The following is a 14343-nucleotide window of genomic DNA, read 5'->3' on the forward strand; positions in this document are numbered from 1 at the left end:
TCTTCTAGCCTGCAGCCTGCTCCCGCGAACCCTGTCCCACTCGCGCCACCCTTCCGAAATGACGGAGAACTCGTTGCCTGGGCCGGGTGGGTCGCCGGAATCACGGGGCTTGCGGCTCCGGATTCCGTCATTTCGGAAGGTGGGTGTTTTTTCGGTGGTGTCAGTTGCGACTGATGTCAGTCTGAACTGACATTGACTTTTGGGACGTCGCCCGGTGGCGCCGGTGGCTCAGCGATCGCGCTGGGCACCGTTCGAGGCCGTCACCGTGAACATGGTCGGCTGGCTGAATCCGTGCTCGGCGAACGCGCCATCGATGGCGACCTGGATCCGCGAGATTCCGGACGCCGGCACCAGGGCAATGGCGGCGCCCCCGAAACCGCCGCCGGTCATCCGCGCGCCGATCGCACCGTTCGCCTGTGCCGTCTCCACCGCGAGGTCGAGTTCGGGCACCGAGATCTCGAAGTCGTCGCGCATGGAGAGGTGCGAGGCATCCAGCAGGTCACCGATGGCGGTGGGTCCCTCAGATCGGAGCACCCTGACGGTGTCGAGCACGCGCTGGTTCTCGGTCACGACATGCCGCACGCGTCGGAAGGTCTCATCGTCGAGCGTCTCCCTGGCTCGCGGCAGGTCGTCGGCGCTCAGGTCGCGCAGCGACGACACCCCCATGCCGGCCGCTCCCGCCTCGCAGGACGCTCGCCGATCTGCGTAACCGCCCGTCGAGTGGTCGTGCGACACACCGGTATCGATGATCAGCAGCTCGAGCCCGGCCTCGGCGAAGCCCAGCGGCACAAGCTCTGACTGGAGGCTGCGGCAGTCGAGGAAGACGGCGTGGTCGTCCTGGCCGAGTAAGGATGCCGACTGGTCCATGATGCCGGTAGGGGCACCGACCGCCTTGTTCTCGGCGAGCTGTCCGGCCCTGGCGAGGGCCGGCCGGTCCAGGCCGAGCTGCCAGACCTCATCGAGGGCGACGGCGACGGCGCTTTCGATGGCGGCGGATGACGAGAGCCCCGCGCCCACGGGCACCGTCGACTCGATGTACAGGTCCACCCCGGGCACAGCGGCCAGGTCGGCCCCGGCCTCGCCCAGTGCCCAGGCCACCCCGAGCGGATACGCGGACCAGCCTTCCAGCCGTGACGGCGCCAGTTCGGCCAGCGGGATGCCCGCCATCTCATCCGCGAATTCGCTCGCCACGTTCATCCGGGAGTCGTCCCGGACGCCGAGCGCGACGACGGTGCGTCGGTTGATCGCGAATGGCAGCACGAAGCCCTCGTTGTAGTCGGTGTGCTCACCGATGAGGTTCACCCGGCCGGGTGCGGACCAGATGCCCAGCGGAGCATATCCGTGAACATGCTCGAAGCCTTCTGTGACGTCGTCCCTGATGTCGCTCATGCGCGATCGATGCCTTCCCTGATGAATGCGGCCGTCTGCTCGGGAAGAATGTCACCGATCCACGCGCCCATCGCCGCCTCAGAGCCCGCGAGGTATTTCAGTTTAGTTTCCGCCCGTCGGGGGCTGGTCACCTGCAGCATGAGCCGGATGTCGTCGCGAGCGACCGTCACCGGCGCCTGGTGCCAGGCTGCGATGTAGGGCGTGGGGGTGGTGTACAACGCGTCGATGCCACGGAGGACCCTGAGGTACATGCCGGCGAGTTCTGTGCGCTCTGCATCATTGGTCGCGGCAAAGTCGGGGATGTGGCGGTGCGGCAGCATGTGCACCTCGATGGGCCAGCGGGCCGCGAACGGCACGAAGGCCGTCCAGTGTTCGCCGCGCAACACCACCCGGTCGGACGCGCCCTCGAAGTCGAGAATCGACTGGAACAAGCCGGGGCCAAATTTCTCGATCGAGGCGACCACGCGCTGCGTGCGCGGCGTGATGTAGGGGTACGAGTAGATCTGGCCGTGCGGATGGCGCAGAGTCACGCCGATCTCCTCACCCCGGTTCTCGAAAGGAAATACCTGCTGCACTCCCGGGATCGCACTGAGAGCTTCGGTGCGGTCGGCCCAGGCCTCGATGACGGTTCGGGCGCGGGATTCGGTCAGGGTGCCGAACGATCCTTCGTGTTCCGGGCTGAAGCAGACCACCTCACAGCGGCCGACCGAGGGAAGCGAGCGACCGAGCCCGATCTCGTCGAGCAGTGCTGGATCGAAGGCGTCGTGGGAGGGTCCGAACGACGGCGACCGATTCTCGAAGACCGCGACGTCATAGTTGCTTGGCACCTCGGACGGATTGGCGGGGCTCGCCGGCGCGAGCGGATCCTGGTCGGCGGGTGGTAGGAAGACCCGGTTCTGGCGGGCAGCTGCGATCGAGACCCATTCGTCGGTGAGCGGATCCTGGCGCATGCTCGCGGTCGCGGGGCGCGGGTCGAGCACACGCGAGTCGATGGCGCGCTCTGGGGGGAGGGTGGAGTGCGCGTCGTCGAAGTAGATGAGTTCGCGACCGTCGGCGAGCGTGGTCGAGTGTTTCGTGATTCCTGCCATCAGCATGGTATTACGATATCGAAAGTTGACCTTTCGATATCGGAGGAATTCGTAAGTGGTGCTCCCGGCAAACGCGCGACAGCAGGAACTCGACCGAATGATCACCCAGCGCGGCTTCGTGCGCGTGATCGACGCGAGTGTGGAGCTCGGTGTCAGCGAGGTGACCGTCCGCGCCGACCTCAGCACACTCGAGCGCCGCGGACGGGTGACCAGGGTGCACGGCGGTGCGATGCCCGCCGGTGCGGCCGAGCCCTCCCTGGAGACCGCGCTGGATCGAGATGCGGCGGCGAAGGTCGCAATCGGTCGTGCCGCGGCACAGCTGGTGGGAAACGGCGACAGCATCTACGTCGACGCCGGGAGCACCTCGATGGCCTTCGCGCAGGCCCTGGTCGACCGCCACGACCTGCACGACGTGGTGATCGTCACAAGCGGGCTGACCATCGCGCTCGCCCTGGAACCCGCGATTCCGCGGTTCACGGTGCTCGTCACCGGCGGCACCCTCCGGCCTCTCCAACACTCGCTGGTCAACCCGTTCGCCGCATCGATGCTCGACACCCTCACCCTCGACGTCGCGTTCATCGGATGCAACGGCGTGCATCCTGTCGTGGGAGCCACGAACATCAACCTGGCGGAGGCGGAGATCAAGTCGAGAGTGCGCGCCCGGTCGCGCCGCGGCATCCTGCTGGCGGATGCCACGAAGCTGGGCCACACGGCGCTGGCAGCGATCGGTGGCCCGGGTGACTTCGACACCCTCGTCACCGCGGGCATCGTCAACGGCACCGCCGTGGACGAACTGCGTGAGGCGGGAATGACGGTGTTGGTCGCCGATAAGCTGACCGCGTGAATCAGCTACCCACTGCCCCGACCGGCGAACAGTTCGAGATCACCCGCGACGGAGCGAAAGCGATCATCGCCGAAGTCGCCGCGTCGCTTCGACATCTCTCGATCGACGGCACTGACATCACCGAGTCGTATCCGGAAGATGCGACGCCGCCATTCGCCGACGGGATCGTGCTGGTGCCGTGGCCCAACCGCATCGAAGATGGAGTGTGGTCGCTCGACGGCAAGGCCATGCAGCTCGACCTCACCGAAGCTGACAAGCACAACGCGATTCACGGGCTGCTGCGCAACACCGCATACCGGCAGCTCGAGCGCACCGAGGGATCCGTCACCCTCGGCGCGACGGTGTTCCCGCAGCACGGATATCCCTTCCACCTCGCGACGACCGTCACGTACGAGCTCGTCGACGGCGGGCTCGACGTCACCCACACCATCGAGAACCTGTCAGCGGCGAAAGCACCGGTGGCCGTAGGAACCCATCCGTTCCTGAAGATCGGCGACGTGCCGACCGAGCAGCTCGAGCTGACCGTACACGCATCCAGCTATTTCGAGGTGGATGCCCGGCTGAACCCGATCGCCGAGCGCCCGGTCGACGGCACGGGTTTCGACCTGCGCAAACCGAAGCTCGTCGGGGAACTCGAGCTCGACACCGCGTTCGGCGCGGTCGACACCGTGGATGGCGTCAGCGCCGTGCTGCGCGCACCGGACGGTCGCGAGGTGCGACTGCTGCAGGATGACGCTCACGGTTTTGTACAGGTCTTCACGACCCCGATATTTCCGAAGGATGGTGGGCTCGGCTGCGCTGTCGCGATCGAGCCGATGACGGCTCCGCCGAACGCGTTCAACTCCGGACAGGGGCTGCGGTGGGTGGATCCCGGCGAGACATGGACGCTCGGCTGGGGCATCCGGTATTCTGGCTGACTATGCCAAACGCAGCACCGAGCCAGTCCGACGTCCGTCGGTGGCGCAAATACCTCGCGGCCGAACGCGCGGAGGCCGCCGTCTACCGCGACCTCGCGTCACGCCGAAGCGGGGAGGAACGCGACATCCTGCTCGCGCTGGCCGATGCCGAAGGCCGCCACGAGCAGCACTGGATTAATCTGCTCGGAAACGATGTGGGCCACCCGAGAACGGGTGACCTGCGCACACGGTTTCTCGGATTGCTTGCCCGCCGCTTCGGCTCGGTCTTCGTGCTCGCGCTCGCGCAGCGGGCCGAATCGCGTTCGCCGTACGAGGCAGACAATGACGCGACGGACGCGATGGCAGCGGATGAGCGCATCCACGAGGAGGTCGTCAGGGCACTCGCCGCCCGAGGCCGGCAGCGGCTCTCCGGCACGTTCAGGGCCGCCGTGTTCGGCGCGAACGACGGGCTCGTCTCCAACCTCGCGCTGGTGCTCGGCATCTCCGCCGCCGGGGTCGACAACCGCATCGTGCTGCTCACCGGAATCGCCGGACTTCTTGCCGGCGCGCTGTCGATGGGGGCCGGCGAATACGTCTCTGTGCGCTCGCAACGTGAGTTGCTGGATGCAACGACGCCGAGCCCGGTGACGGGGGATTCCGTGCCGTTCCTCGATGTCGACGCGAACGAACTGGCTCTCGTTTACCGCGCCAGGGGCATGACGGTCACCGAGGCGACCGCCCACGCCGCAGAGGTGATCGGCGGCCGATCAATCGCTCCCGCCCTTCGGCCGCAGGATCACGAGGCCGTGGGCTCTGCGCTGGGGGCCGCCGTGTCGAGCTTCTGCTTCTTCGCCTCCGGCGCCATCATCCCGGTGCTCCCGTACCTGTTCGGTGCCCAGGGGCTGGCCGCCGTCGTCATCTCCGCGGTGCTGGTCGGGCTTGCCCTGCTCGGCACCGGTGCCATCGTCGGGCTGCTGGCCGGGGCATCCCCCCTCAAGCGCGCCCTGCGCCAGCTGGCCATCGGATTCGGTGCCGCCGGTGTGACCTACCTCCTGGGACTGCTGTTCGGTGTGAGCGCCGGCTAGTCTCGCGCATAATCGAAGGATGATCTCTACCGCTCTCGCTCGCGCGCTCCGCGATTCCGGACTGAGGTGGCGCCCGACGGCCGGAGACGCGTTTCGCATCGATGGGGTGGAGGCCGACCAGGAGGTCTACATCCTCAGTGACATGACGGTGGAAGCGCACGATTACGGAACCGGCACGGTGCTGGGCTTTAACGGTACGACGGAGTGGGCGCTCGATTCCGTCGCGCTCGACGACACGCTGTGGTTGCCCCATGAGCACCAGCTGCGGCAGTTCCTGGCCGCCACTTTCCGGTCGCTGACGGCTCAGGATGGCTTCGTCGTAGAGATCGAAACCGAAGGCCAGTCACATGTTTTCGGGGCGGATGACGCGGCCAACGCCTACGCGCGAGCGGCATTATACCTGCTCGACTCCCTTGCCGTACAGGGGCCACGATAAAAACAGGAGACGCCTGTAGGTTCTACGATGACCGCAACGGCGCGCTCATGCACATCTGATCCAGATAGTTAGAAGGAGCCTCACATGCGCCCCCAGTTCCTCATCATTGCCGTCATAGCAATCGCCGCGTACGTTCTCGGAGCCAAGGCAGGCGAGAGCCGCTATAACGAGATCAAAAAGGCCGCAACCTACTACTGGAACGACCCCCAAATGAAGAAGGCACGCAAGAAAACCAGGAAGGCTCGCGAAAACGCCCGCAAGGCCGCAAGCAAGCAGATCCACTCGTTCACCCGGTGAACAGGTCACCGGCCGCGCGCGTGCAGGGCAAATTGATGCGTGCCGTCGCAGCGGGAGACAGCGTCGCGTTCTCGCGGCTCTACGACATCCTGAGTGTTGCGACGTATACGGTCCTTCGCCGATACCTGCCCGACCAGGCTGACGCAGACATCGCCATGAAGGCGATGTGGGTTTCCGTGTGGCAAAACGCGAGCGCGTTGAGTCATGAGCCCGGAACGCCGGCGGAGAAAATTGTCGCGGTTGCAGAGCGCTGGGCGCAAACCGGACCGGGGTGGCAGTCGGCGTCTGAGTCGGGGTCCGTCAGGCGGGCCGCAACGACGTGATCGGGTCGACGTGATCGCGTCGACGGTGGTGAACACGCCATCGCGGTCAATCGAACCCTGCACGATGCCGTAGCGCAGGGTTTAGAAGTCCTCGTCGAGGATCTCGGGGTACACGTCGACGGGAGCATCCCACTTCGGCACCACTGCCACAGGCGCCGGCATATTGAGCAGCACATCGTGGCTGACTGATCCGAGGAAGAATCCCGCGATGGCGCCGCGGCCACGTGAACCCACGACGACGAGGGAGGCGCCCCGCGCCGCGCGGACGATTGCCACGGCCGCTGAGCCGGGGTGCAGTGCCTGCGTAACGGAGAGATTCGGATATGCCGTCTCTACCCGGTACGCGGCGGAGGCCAGCAGAAGGTCATTGGTGGTCATGATCTCGTCGACGATGGCCGCCGGGGTTCCGGCGGAGGTCGGAGCCGCCGTCCAGGTGTGCACGATCATCACACCGACTTTGCTGCCTGACGCCTCGGCGGCGGCGAAGTCGAGAGCCTGCTCGGAGGTCGGGTCGTTGGTCCATCCGGCCACCACCTGACCGGTGCCCGGAGCCCAGTTCACGGGGATCACGACGGTGATGCACGACGACTGGCCTGCTACTTTCAGGGCGAGCGTGCCGTGCAGGATCCCGGCAATGGGAGAAGTCTTGTTCGTCCCGATGACGAGCAGGTCTGACCTCAGCCCCGCAGTGATGAGCGCGTCGTGGGGAAGGCCGCGCAGAATCGTGGTGGTCACGGCGAGACCGGGGACCGCAGCGCGGACTCGGGTTTTCGCTCGCTCGAGCGCGTCCTCGAACGGGGTGCGGAAGTGGGACTCAGCGCCGGTCGGGAGCTCCGAATCCAGGCCGACCGCAGCAACGATGTCGAGCGCCAGCTTCGTCGACCGTGTGCGATGGATCACCCACTCGACGGCAGCGTCGCTGGCCGGCCCTCCGTCGACGGCGACGGTCACTCTCTCAATCACGGTTTTCTCCTTTTTGTCGCGAACTCATCGTGGACGCGAGACGAAACGCCGCCCCGTGACTGATGTCGGCGTGATCCGGATATAGTTCCACTTCGACGACGAGGTCATCGTCGGGAGGTCGAGAACCCCGGAGTCGACGATGTCCGTGTCATACGACATTCGCTCAGCCACCCCGTGCAGCACGACGCTCCAGTGGGTTCGCCACCGGCTGCCGTCGATTTCGAAGGCGACGGATGGCGTCTGCGCGATGTCGACCAGCTTGGAGCCGGGAGCGCTGCGCAGGTACACAGCGTGATCCTTCACGATGAAGTTGACGGGAAAGATGTCGACGCCGTCGCCCGCTCGCACCGCGAGCCGGCCGATGCGCGTGCGTTCGAGCAGCGCCCAGCTCTCGTTCGGGCCGAGCTTCTCGGCCTGCGGTGTCTCTTCCGGTGTCAACCAGGGTCGGGTTGCCATCAGTGGCCCTCTCTCGTGGCCATCCACTCCCAGCCCGTGACATCCGGGCTGTCCTCGCCGTTCTCGTAGGCATAGGCGCGCAGGCGAGAGCGCTCATCCTCGAAGAATTCGATGAGGCTGCTGTAGCGATCCTGGAGCCCGGGGACACGGCGAACCACGTCGATCGCGATCCGGTATCGGTCGAGATCGTTCATCATGAGCATGTCGAACGGCGTGGTCGTCGTGCCCTTCTCGCGGAAGCCGAGCACATGAAAGTTGACATGGTTCGTGTGCTTGTACGCGAGCTGGTGGATGAGCGTCGGGTAGCCGTGAAATGCGAAAATGACCGGCTTGCTCGTGGTAAAGATCGAATCGAAGTCGCCCGACGACATCCCGTGGGGGTGCTGTGCGCTCGTCTGCAGCCTCATGAGGTCGATGACGTTGACGAACCGCAGCGAGATGCCGGGGATCGCATCGCGGAGCAGCGTCACCGCGGCCATGGCCTCGAGCGTCGGCACGTCACCGGCCGAAGCGATCACGGCGTCGGGAGCCGCGCCCGGCTGCTCGGTGCCGGCCCAGTCCCAGATGCTGATGCCGCGCGCCCCATGGGTTCGTGCCTCTGTGAGGCTGAGGAACGTGGGCGCGGGCTGCTTGCCGGCGACGATGACGTTGATGTGGTCGCGGGTCGTGAAGCAGTGCTCGGCGGTCACCAGGAGGGTGTTGGCATCCGGTGGGAGGTAGACCCTGACGATGTCCGGGCTCTTGTTCACGACGTGGTTGAGGAATCCTGGATCCTGATGCGAGAAGCCGTTGTGATCCTGGCGCCACACGTGCGAACTCAGCAGGTAGGTCAGGGATGCGACGGGTCGCCGCCACGGGATCTCACGGGCGGATTCGAGCCACTTTGCATGCTGGTTGAACATCGAGTCGACGACGTGGATGAAGGCCTCGTATGAGTTCATCAGGCCATGGCGCCCGGTCAGCAGGTAGCCCTCGAGTAACCCCTCGATGAGGTTCTCGCTGAGGATCTCGATCACGCGGCCCTGGCGGGCCAGGTGCTCATCGGTGGGTTCGGTGCTTCCCATCCACTGCTTGTCGGTCACGTCGTAGACAGCATCGAGTCGGTTGGATGCGGTCTCATCCGGACCGAACACCCGGAACGTGTGCGGATTGAGTCTTGTGACATCGGCGAGCCAGCTGCCGAGTGCACGCGTCGCCTCTGCTGTCACGCCACGGCCGACCGAGACATCCACCGCCTGCTTCTCGAGGGGAGGCAGTACGAGGTCGGTGAGCAGCAACCCGCCATTCGAGGCGGGGAGCGCGCTCATCCTGCGATCGCCGCGCGGTTGGATCGATGACAGCATCGGCACGGGGGATCCGTCTGCGGCGAACAGTTCCTCTGGTCGGTAGCTGCGCATCCACTCCTCGAGCATTGCGAGGTGCTCGGCGTTCTCCGCCACGTTCGCGAGCGGGACCTGGTGCGCCCGCCAGGTGCCCTCGACCGGCAGCCCATCCACCTCTTTCGGTCCTGTCCAGCCTTTGGGGGTGCGCAGGATGATCATCGGCCAGTTCGGGCGCGGTGCGGGCTGGGGGCTCCGTGCCGCCCGGCGGATCTCGGCGATGCGGTCTGCCGCATACTCGAGGGCGTCAGCCATGGCGGAATGCACGAGCATGGGGTCTTCGCCGTTGACACCGCCGGAGACCAGAATCGGCTCGTAGCCATAGCCCCGGAACAGCTCGAACAGCTCAGACTCGGGGATGCGCGCGAGCACCGAAGGGTTCGCGATCTTGTACCCGTTGAGGTTGATGATCGGGAGCACCGCACCGTCGGTGTCCGGGTTGAGAAACTTATTGAGATGCCAGCTGGCGGCGAGCGTACCCGTCTCGGCTTCGCCGTCACCGACCACGCAGGCCACGATCAGGTCCGGGTTGTCGAGCGCGGCGCCGAAGGCGTGCACGAGCGAGTAGCCCAGTTCGCCGCCTTCGTTGATTGATCCGGGCGTGCCGGGGGAGGCGTGCGAAGGGATTCCGCCGGGTGCTGAGAACTGCCGGAACAGTTCGAGCATTCCCGCGCCGTCCTGTGTGACATGGGGAAACAGCTCGGAGTAGGTGTGGTCGAGCCAGGTGTTGGCCACCATTGCCGGCCCCCCGTGTCCTGGCCCGGCGATGTACAGCACATTGAGCGAGCGCTGCACGACCAGCCGATTCAGATGGGCGTAGATCAGGTTGAGCGCGGGTGACGTACCCCAGTGGCCGAGCAGACGAGGTTTGATATCCGACGGTGCCAGCGGCTCGCGCAGCAGCGCGTTTCCGCGCAGGTAGATCTGGCCGACCGTGAGGTAGTTGGCGGCGCGCCACCACGCATCCACGGCATGCAGCGGGGCCTCGGTGGTGAGAGCGAGATCGTGGGGGGTGGCTGGCATCGTCATACCTCGACGGTAGGACCGGGACGCTGGCGACCCTAGGGCCAAAGGTCCCTGCGCGGTGGCTGTTGTGGAGGACTACGGCTGTTTCGACTCGAGATGCAGCACGGCAGCCTGCGTGCGGCGTTGCAGTCCGAGTTTGCTGAGCAGGCCGGAGATGTAGTTCTTGACGGTCTTCTCGGCGAGGTTCAGCCGCTCCCCGATCTCCCGGTTGGTCAGCCCCTCCGCGATGAGTGGCAGGATCTGCCGTTCGCGGATCGTGAGTGACTGCAGTCGCGGGTCGGCCTCGTGGTTCTCGTTGATCCGCTCAACGACTCGCCGGTTCAGTGCCGGGTCGAGAAGGGAGCGCCCTGCGGCGACAGCTCGCACTGAATCAACGAGACCGCTTCCCCTGATGTCCTTGATCACGTAGCCCGATGCGCCGGCGAGCACAGCGGCATAGATCGCCTCGTCGTCGTCGTACCCGGTCAGCATCAGGCAGCGAGTGCCCGGCAGGGATGACCGGATGTCACGGCACACGTCGATGCCGCTTCCATCCGGCAGGCGCACATCGAGCACCGCCACATCCGGAGTCGTTGCCCGGATGCGACCGATCGCCTGCGCGGCGGTGGATGCCTCACCGACCACCTCGATATCGACCTCCGCGCCCAGCAGCGCGCTGATTCCCCGGCGCACCAGCTCGTGGTCGTCGAGCAGGAACACCCGGATCACCGGGTCACCTCGATAGGGACCGACCATCGCAGGCGGGTGCCGTGGTGGTCGGAGTCGATCGTGAAACTACCGCCGCGATCGAGTGCCCTGTTCTCGAGGTTCACCACCCCGCTCCTGCGGGTGGAGCCTTCGATGCCGTGGCCGTCATCCGTTATCGCCAGCGTCGCCCAGCCGTACTGCACCGTCAGGTCGATGGAGGCGTGCTGGGCCTGGGCGTGCTTGACGACGTTGGCGAGCGCCTCGCGAGTGACCGCCAGCACGTCATCGGCGAGATCGTTGGTGATCATGAGGTCGACGGGCCCGGAGAAGCTCACGGTGGGTGTTTTTGAGAGGCTGGCCGCGAATTCATTGGCGAGATCGATGACCGCGTGGCGCACCGCCGGAGTCCCCTCGCGGGTCGACGTCGAGAGTGCGAAGATGACGGTGCGAATCTGGGAGATGCTGCCGTCGAGGTTGGTGACGGATGCGGAGATCCGTTCGGCGATATCGCCCTGGGTTTGACCCGCGATGTTCTGCAGCTCGAGCCCGGTGGCGAAGAGTTGCTGGATGACGTGGTCGTGCAGGTCTCGAGCGATCCTTCCGCGATCCTCCAGCAGCGCAACCTTTTGGCGGGCGGCGCGGGCGGCTGAGATCTCCATGGCGACGCTCGCCTGCCCGGCGAAGTTGGCGGCCATCTCCAGGTCACCCCGCGCGAATCTGGGACGACCGGCGAGCCGGGCGACGAGCAGCACTCCCCGGCCCGGTGCGGCGAGCGGCACAGCCATGACGGCGCCCAGCTGCTGGCGGTTGCCGGGCAACGACCGCAATCCGGCTCCGTCATCGACCTGACGCGGTTGCCCGGCCTCGATGACGCTTCCGATGATCGAGCCGCCGGCATCCATGGTTATTCCCTCGATGCGCTCCTCGTCGATGCCCCGGGCCGTCGTCACGATCATCTGGCCCGGATCGTTCGTGGGCTGCAGCACCCAGACGACGTCGGCATCGGCGAGAGTGAGCATCCGCGCCGTCAGGATGTTCAGGCTGTTGCCCTCGTCGGTCGACACGAGCGCTGCGGTGATCTCGGCGGATGCCGCGGCCCACGCCTGGCGTCGGAGCGTCTCGGCGAAGAGCCGGGCGTTCTCGATGGCGATGCCGGCGGTGGCGGCAAGAGCGACGACGAGCTGCTCGTCGTCTTCGCTGAACTCCCCGGACGACTGGTTGCTCAGGTAGAGGTTTCCGTACACCTCGTCGCGAACCCGAATCGGCACGCCCAGGAAGCTCGCCATGGGCGGGTGGTGGGCCGGGAAACCGACTGATCGTGGATCCTCGGCGAGCCTGGGCAGGCGGATGGGGTGTGGATCATCTATCAGCGCCCCCAGCAGCCCGTGCCCCTGTGGCAGATTGCCGATATGTTTCACCTGTTGCGGCGTCATCCCGACGTTGATGAATTGTTCGAGCCCGCCGTCTGGTGACAGCACGCCCAGGGCGCCGTACTGCGCACCCACGAGGTTGACGGCAACACCCACGATACGTTCCAGCACCACTGGGAGGTCGAGGTGACCGATGATCGCCTCGTTCGCGCGGAGCAGCGCGCGCAGTCGCCCCTGCGTGGCCAGATCCTGAAGTCGATCCACGTCACACCCCGGCCGTGCGATGAGGAGGGTCATCCTGTTCCAGGCCTCCGTGCCCCGAGCTTACGCGCAGGGACGGTGGGGGACCAATGGCCCTATGTCGCGATACTGCCCGGGTAGAAGCTCGATGGGAAAGGTGGCGGTAAAGGATGGGCGAAACCATAGTCGTCGGAACGATAGTTGTCGGCGCCAACGACTCCGGGCCCAGTCGCGCCGCAATCGACTGGGTGATCGAGCGTGCGCAGGCACTGGGGCTGTCGGTTGAACTCGTCCACGTCATCGACGAACGCTGGCTGGGGCTCGACGACGTTCGCGACGCCATGGTGCGCGACGACGCTGCGGTGGCGCTCGATGCCGAGCTCTCCCGCGTGGCTGCGGGCCCGGGTGGGCCGCCGGTGCGGGGCAGGGTGCTGACCGGACTACCACCCAGGGCACTGCTGGATGCCTCGGCCGGTGCCGACCTTTTGGTGATCGGAACCCACAAGACCGGTTTCACTTACGGCCAATCGTTCGAGTCGAGCTTCCTGGGCATCGCTATGCGGGCGCGCTGTGCCGTCGCGATCATCCCGGAGTTCCACGCACGTTCCCGTCGTGGCGTCGTTGTAGCGGCGGAGGCGGATACGGACGGGGAGCCCCTCGAATCCGCCACTCGCGAAGCCGTGCGGCTCGGACAGGACCTGCTCATCGTCTCGGCCTGGGGCGCGGCATCGGTCGCAGGGCGGGGGGAAGACGGCAGGGCTGCGCGGCTTGAGGCCGCGACATCCACTGCTCGAAGCATCGATTCCCGAGTGACGGTTCGACCGCGCCTCTCGACCAGCACGGTGTCTGAGGCGCTCGTTTCCGCAGCAGCCACCGCGAGCGTGCTCGTGCTGGCGAGACCGGGTGCCGACCCGGATGACCCGATCACAGCGATCAACCATGACGTTTTCGCCAACATCTCGAGCCCGGTGATAGTGCTCGGGCGCCAACCCGAGAGGCCATCATGACCCGCAGCGCCCGCCAGGCATGACTTCGACACCGAGATCCTGATCGTCTTCGCCGACAAGAAGGGCAGCACCCCTGGGGATGCCGCCCTTCCCGGTTCGCTTGAAACAGCCGGAGCCTAGGACAGCCGGACCCTAGAACAGCCAGTGCTGGTTGCGCACGAACGGGAGCCTGCGCCACGCCGCACCGAAACCCCAGGTGTCGCCAGCCGCTGTGGCAGCAACCACGATCAACGCCAGCGCGTAGATGATGTGGTAATCGACGGCAGGATTGGTGGATGCCGTACCTGCGGTGAAAGGCCACTCGGCGAGGTACATCAGCACCATGATCACGGTGCCGGCGACCGCACTGATGCGCAGCCCGATCCCGAGCATGACTGCGAGGCCGATCCCGAGCATCCCGAGCATGAAGAGCACGTCGGTGGCGGGGCTGGCGATCCCGGCGAAGAAGGGCTGCAGCGGGCCTGTCACGGCGTCACTGCCGAGGAAGCCCTGGCTGGGCGTGCCCCCGTTGACCCAGGCTCGCTCGACGGGGGTAGAGAATCCGAGCCCGAACGTCTTGTCGAGAAAGGCCCACAGGAAGATGAATCCGATGGCCAGGCGCAGGATGGCGAGAGCGCGCTGCGCCACCGGTCGGTCGAGCGCTGCTGTGCTCGCGACGGGTGGAGCGGCAGCAGTGACGCGTGCCGCGGGGGAGGCGATGGTGGTCATGACGTTCCAATCGTTGGGGCCGATCGCGTTCGACGACCGGCGGTGATGGGCTCACTGTGACGTGCGGCCACTCTCGCGGTTAGTGCCGAAGGTCCTGTGGGTTTCTCATGTTGGGCGGCAGCCAGCCGGGACTTTCGGCCCTGTCAGCG

15 protein-coding genes are annotated in these 14343 nt (G+C 66.1%); 7 read left to right on the forward strand and 8 right to left on the reverse strand.

The window, feature by feature from the left end; genetic code table 11:
• Positions 1-228: 228 nt before the first annotated feature.
• Positions 229-1389 (reverse strand): galactokinase, encoded by a 1161-nt coding sequence (gene galK / locus IEW81_RS07965; RefSeq protein ID WP_097059412.1) that lies wholly within the window; start codon positions 1387-1389, stop codon positions 229-231.
• The gene (galT, locus tag IEW81_RS07970; protein ID WP_097059798.1) at positions 1386-2477 is read right to left on the reverse strand and encodes a galactose-1-phosphate uridylyltransferase; all 1092 of its coding nucleotides are present in this window, start codon (positions 2475-2477) and stop codon (positions 1386-1388) included. Before galT ends, galK begins: the two co-directional genes overlap by 4 nt.
• Positions 2478-2535: 58 nt before the next feature.
• On the opposite strand from galT, the gene IEW81_RS07975 reads away from it, so the two are divergent.
• From IEW81_RS07975 to IEW81_RS08000, 6 genes are all read left to right on the forward strand, one after another.
• Positions 2536-3321 (forward strand): DeoR/GlpR family DNA-binding transcription regulator, encoded by a 786-nt coding sequence (locus tag IEW81_RS07975; protein ID WP_268236649.1) that lies wholly within the window; start codon positions 2536-2538, stop codon positions 3319-3321.
• On the forward strand, positions 3318-4238 hold the full coding sequence (locus IEW81_RS07980) for an aldose 1-epimerase family protein (RefSeq protein ID WP_097059413.1): 921 nt from the start codon (positions 3318-3320) through the stop codon (positions 4236-4238). Before IEW81_RS07975 ends, IEW81_RS07980 begins: the two co-directional genes overlap by 4 nt.
• 2 nt (positions 4239-4240) lie before the next feature.
• Positions 4241-5302, forward strand: coding sequence for a VIT1/CCC1 transporter family protein (locus IEW81_RS07985; protein ID WP_097059414.1), 1062 nt, complete (start codon positions 4241-4243; stop codon positions 5300-5302).
• Positions 5303-5321: 19 nt separating this feature from the next.
• The gene (locus IEW81_RS07990) at positions 5322-5738 is read left to right on the forward strand and encodes a pilus assembly protein CpaE (protein ID WP_097059415.1); all 417 of its coding nucleotides are present in this window, start codon (positions 5322-5324) and stop codon (positions 5736-5738) included.
• An 84-nt stretch (positions 5739-5822) separates the two neighbouring features.
• Positions 5823-6035, forward strand: a complete 213-nt coding sequence (locus IEW81_RS07995; protein ID WP_097059416.1) for a hypothetical protein — start codon at positions 5823-5825, stop codon at positions 6033-6035.
• Positions 6032-6358, forward strand: a complete 327-nt coding sequence (locus IEW81_RS08000; protein ID WP_097059417.1) for a hypothetical protein — start codon at positions 6032-6034, stop codon at positions 6356-6358. The genes IEW81_RS07995 and IEW81_RS08000 overlap by 4 nt, the downstream gene beginning before the upstream one ends.
• A gap of 81 nt (positions 6359-6439) precedes the next feature.
• Here IEW81_RS08000 and IEW81_RS08005 read toward each other — a convergent pair whose 3' ends face one another.
• The 5 genes from IEW81_RS08005 to IEW81_RS08025 form a co-directional block, all read right to left on the reverse strand.
• Positions 6440-7321, reverse strand: a complete 882-nt coding sequence (locus IEW81_RS08005) for a universal stress protein (RefSeq protein WP_097059418.1) — start codon at positions 7319-7321, stop codon at positions 6440-6442.
• A gap of 24 nt (positions 7322-7345) precedes the next feature.
• Complete coding sequence (locus tag IEW81_RS08010; RefSeq protein ID WP_097059419.1) at positions 7346-7777, reverse strand: pyridoxamine 5'-phosphate oxidase family protein; 432 nt, start codon at positions 7775-7777, stop codon at positions 7346-7348.
• Positions 7777-10179, reverse strand: a complete 2403-nt coding sequence (locus IEW81_RS08015) for a phosphoketolase family protein (protein WP_097059800.1) — start codon at positions 10177-10179, stop codon at positions 7777-7779. The genes IEW81_RS08010 and IEW81_RS08015 overlap by 1 nt, the downstream gene beginning before the upstream one ends.
• Before the next feature lie 78 nt (positions 10180-10257).
• Positions 10258-10890 carry a response regulator gene (locus IEW81_RS08020; RefSeq protein WP_179691735.1) on the reverse strand — a complete coding sequence of 211 codons (633 nt, stop codon included), beginning with the start codon at positions 10888-10890 and terminating at the stop codon, positions 10258-10260.
• A complete protein-coding gene (locus tag IEW81_RS08025; RefSeq protein WP_097059421.1) occupies positions 10887-12536 on the reverse strand; it encodes a GAF domain-containing sensor histidine kinase in 1650 nt (549 codons plus the stop codon). The genes IEW81_RS08020 and IEW81_RS08025 overlap by 4 nt, the downstream gene beginning before the upstream one ends.
• A gap of 113 nt (positions 12537-12649) precedes the next feature.
• On the opposite strand from IEW81_RS08025, the gene IEW81_RS08030 reads away from it, so the two are divergent.
• Positions 12650-13486 carry a universal stress protein gene (locus IEW81_RS08030; protein ID WP_097059422.1) on the forward strand — a complete coding sequence of 279 codons (837 nt, stop codon included), beginning with the start codon at positions 12650-12652 and terminating at the stop codon, positions 13484-13486.
• Positions 13487-13618: 132 nt separating this feature from the next.
• Here the strand turns inward: IEW81_RS08030 and IEW81_RS08035 are convergent, their stop codons facing one another.
• Entirely contained in the window at positions 13619-14194 is a 576-nt protein-coding gene (locus tag IEW81_RS08035; RefSeq protein ID WP_097059423.1) for a DoxX family protein, read from the reverse strand.
• Between the last annotated feature and the right edge of the window lie 149 nt (positions 14195-14343).

Source organism: Salinibacterium xinjiangense (genome assembly GCF_014645015.1).
Classification (GTDB): Bacteria; Actinomycetota; Actinomycetes; order Actinomycetales; family Microbacteriaceae; genus Rhodoglobus; species Rhodoglobus xinjiangensis.

Bases quoted from the DNA above. Each gene is read 5' to 3' on its own strand.
- galK (WP_097059412.1), bottom strand. From the start codon at position 1,389: ATGAGCGACATCAGGGACGACGTCACAGAAGGCTTCGAGCATGTTCAC.
- galT (WP_097059798.1), bottom strand. From the start codon at position 2,477: ATGGCAGGAATCACGAAACACTCGACCACGCTCGCCGACGGTCGCGAA.
- IEW81_RS07985 (WP_097059414.1), top strand. From the start codon at position 4,241: ATGCCAAACGCAGCACCGAGCCAGTCCGACGTCCGTCGGTGGCGCAAA.
- IEW81_RS07990 (WP_097059415.1), top strand. From the start codon at position 5,322: ATGATCTCTACCGCTCTCGCTCGCGCGCTCCGCGATTCCGGACTGAGG.
- IEW81_RS07995 (WP_097059416.1), top strand. From the start codon at position 5,823: ATGCGCCCCCAGTTCCTCATCATTGCCGTCATAGCAATCGCCGCGTAC.
- IEW81_RS08010 (WP_097059419.1), bottom strand. From the start codon at position 7,777: ATGGCAACCCGACCCTGGTTGACACCGGAAGAGACACCGCAGGCCGAG.
- IEW81_RS08015 (WP_097059800.1), bottom strand. From the start codon at position 10,179: ATGCCAGCCACCCCCCACGATCTCGCTCTCACCACCGAGGCCCCGCTG.
- IEW81_RS08025 (WP_097059421.1), bottom strand. From the start codon at position 12,536: ATGACCCTCCTCATCGCACGGCCGGGGTGTGACGTGGATCGACTTCAG.
- IEW81_RS08030 (WP_097059422.1), top strand. From the start codon at position 12,650: ATGGGCGAAACCATAGTCGTCGGAACGATAGTTGTCGGCGCCAACGAC.
- IEW81_RS08035 (WP_097059423.1), bottom strand. From the start codon at position 14,194: ATGACCACCATCGCCTCCCCCGCGGCACGCGTCACTGCTGCCGCTCCA.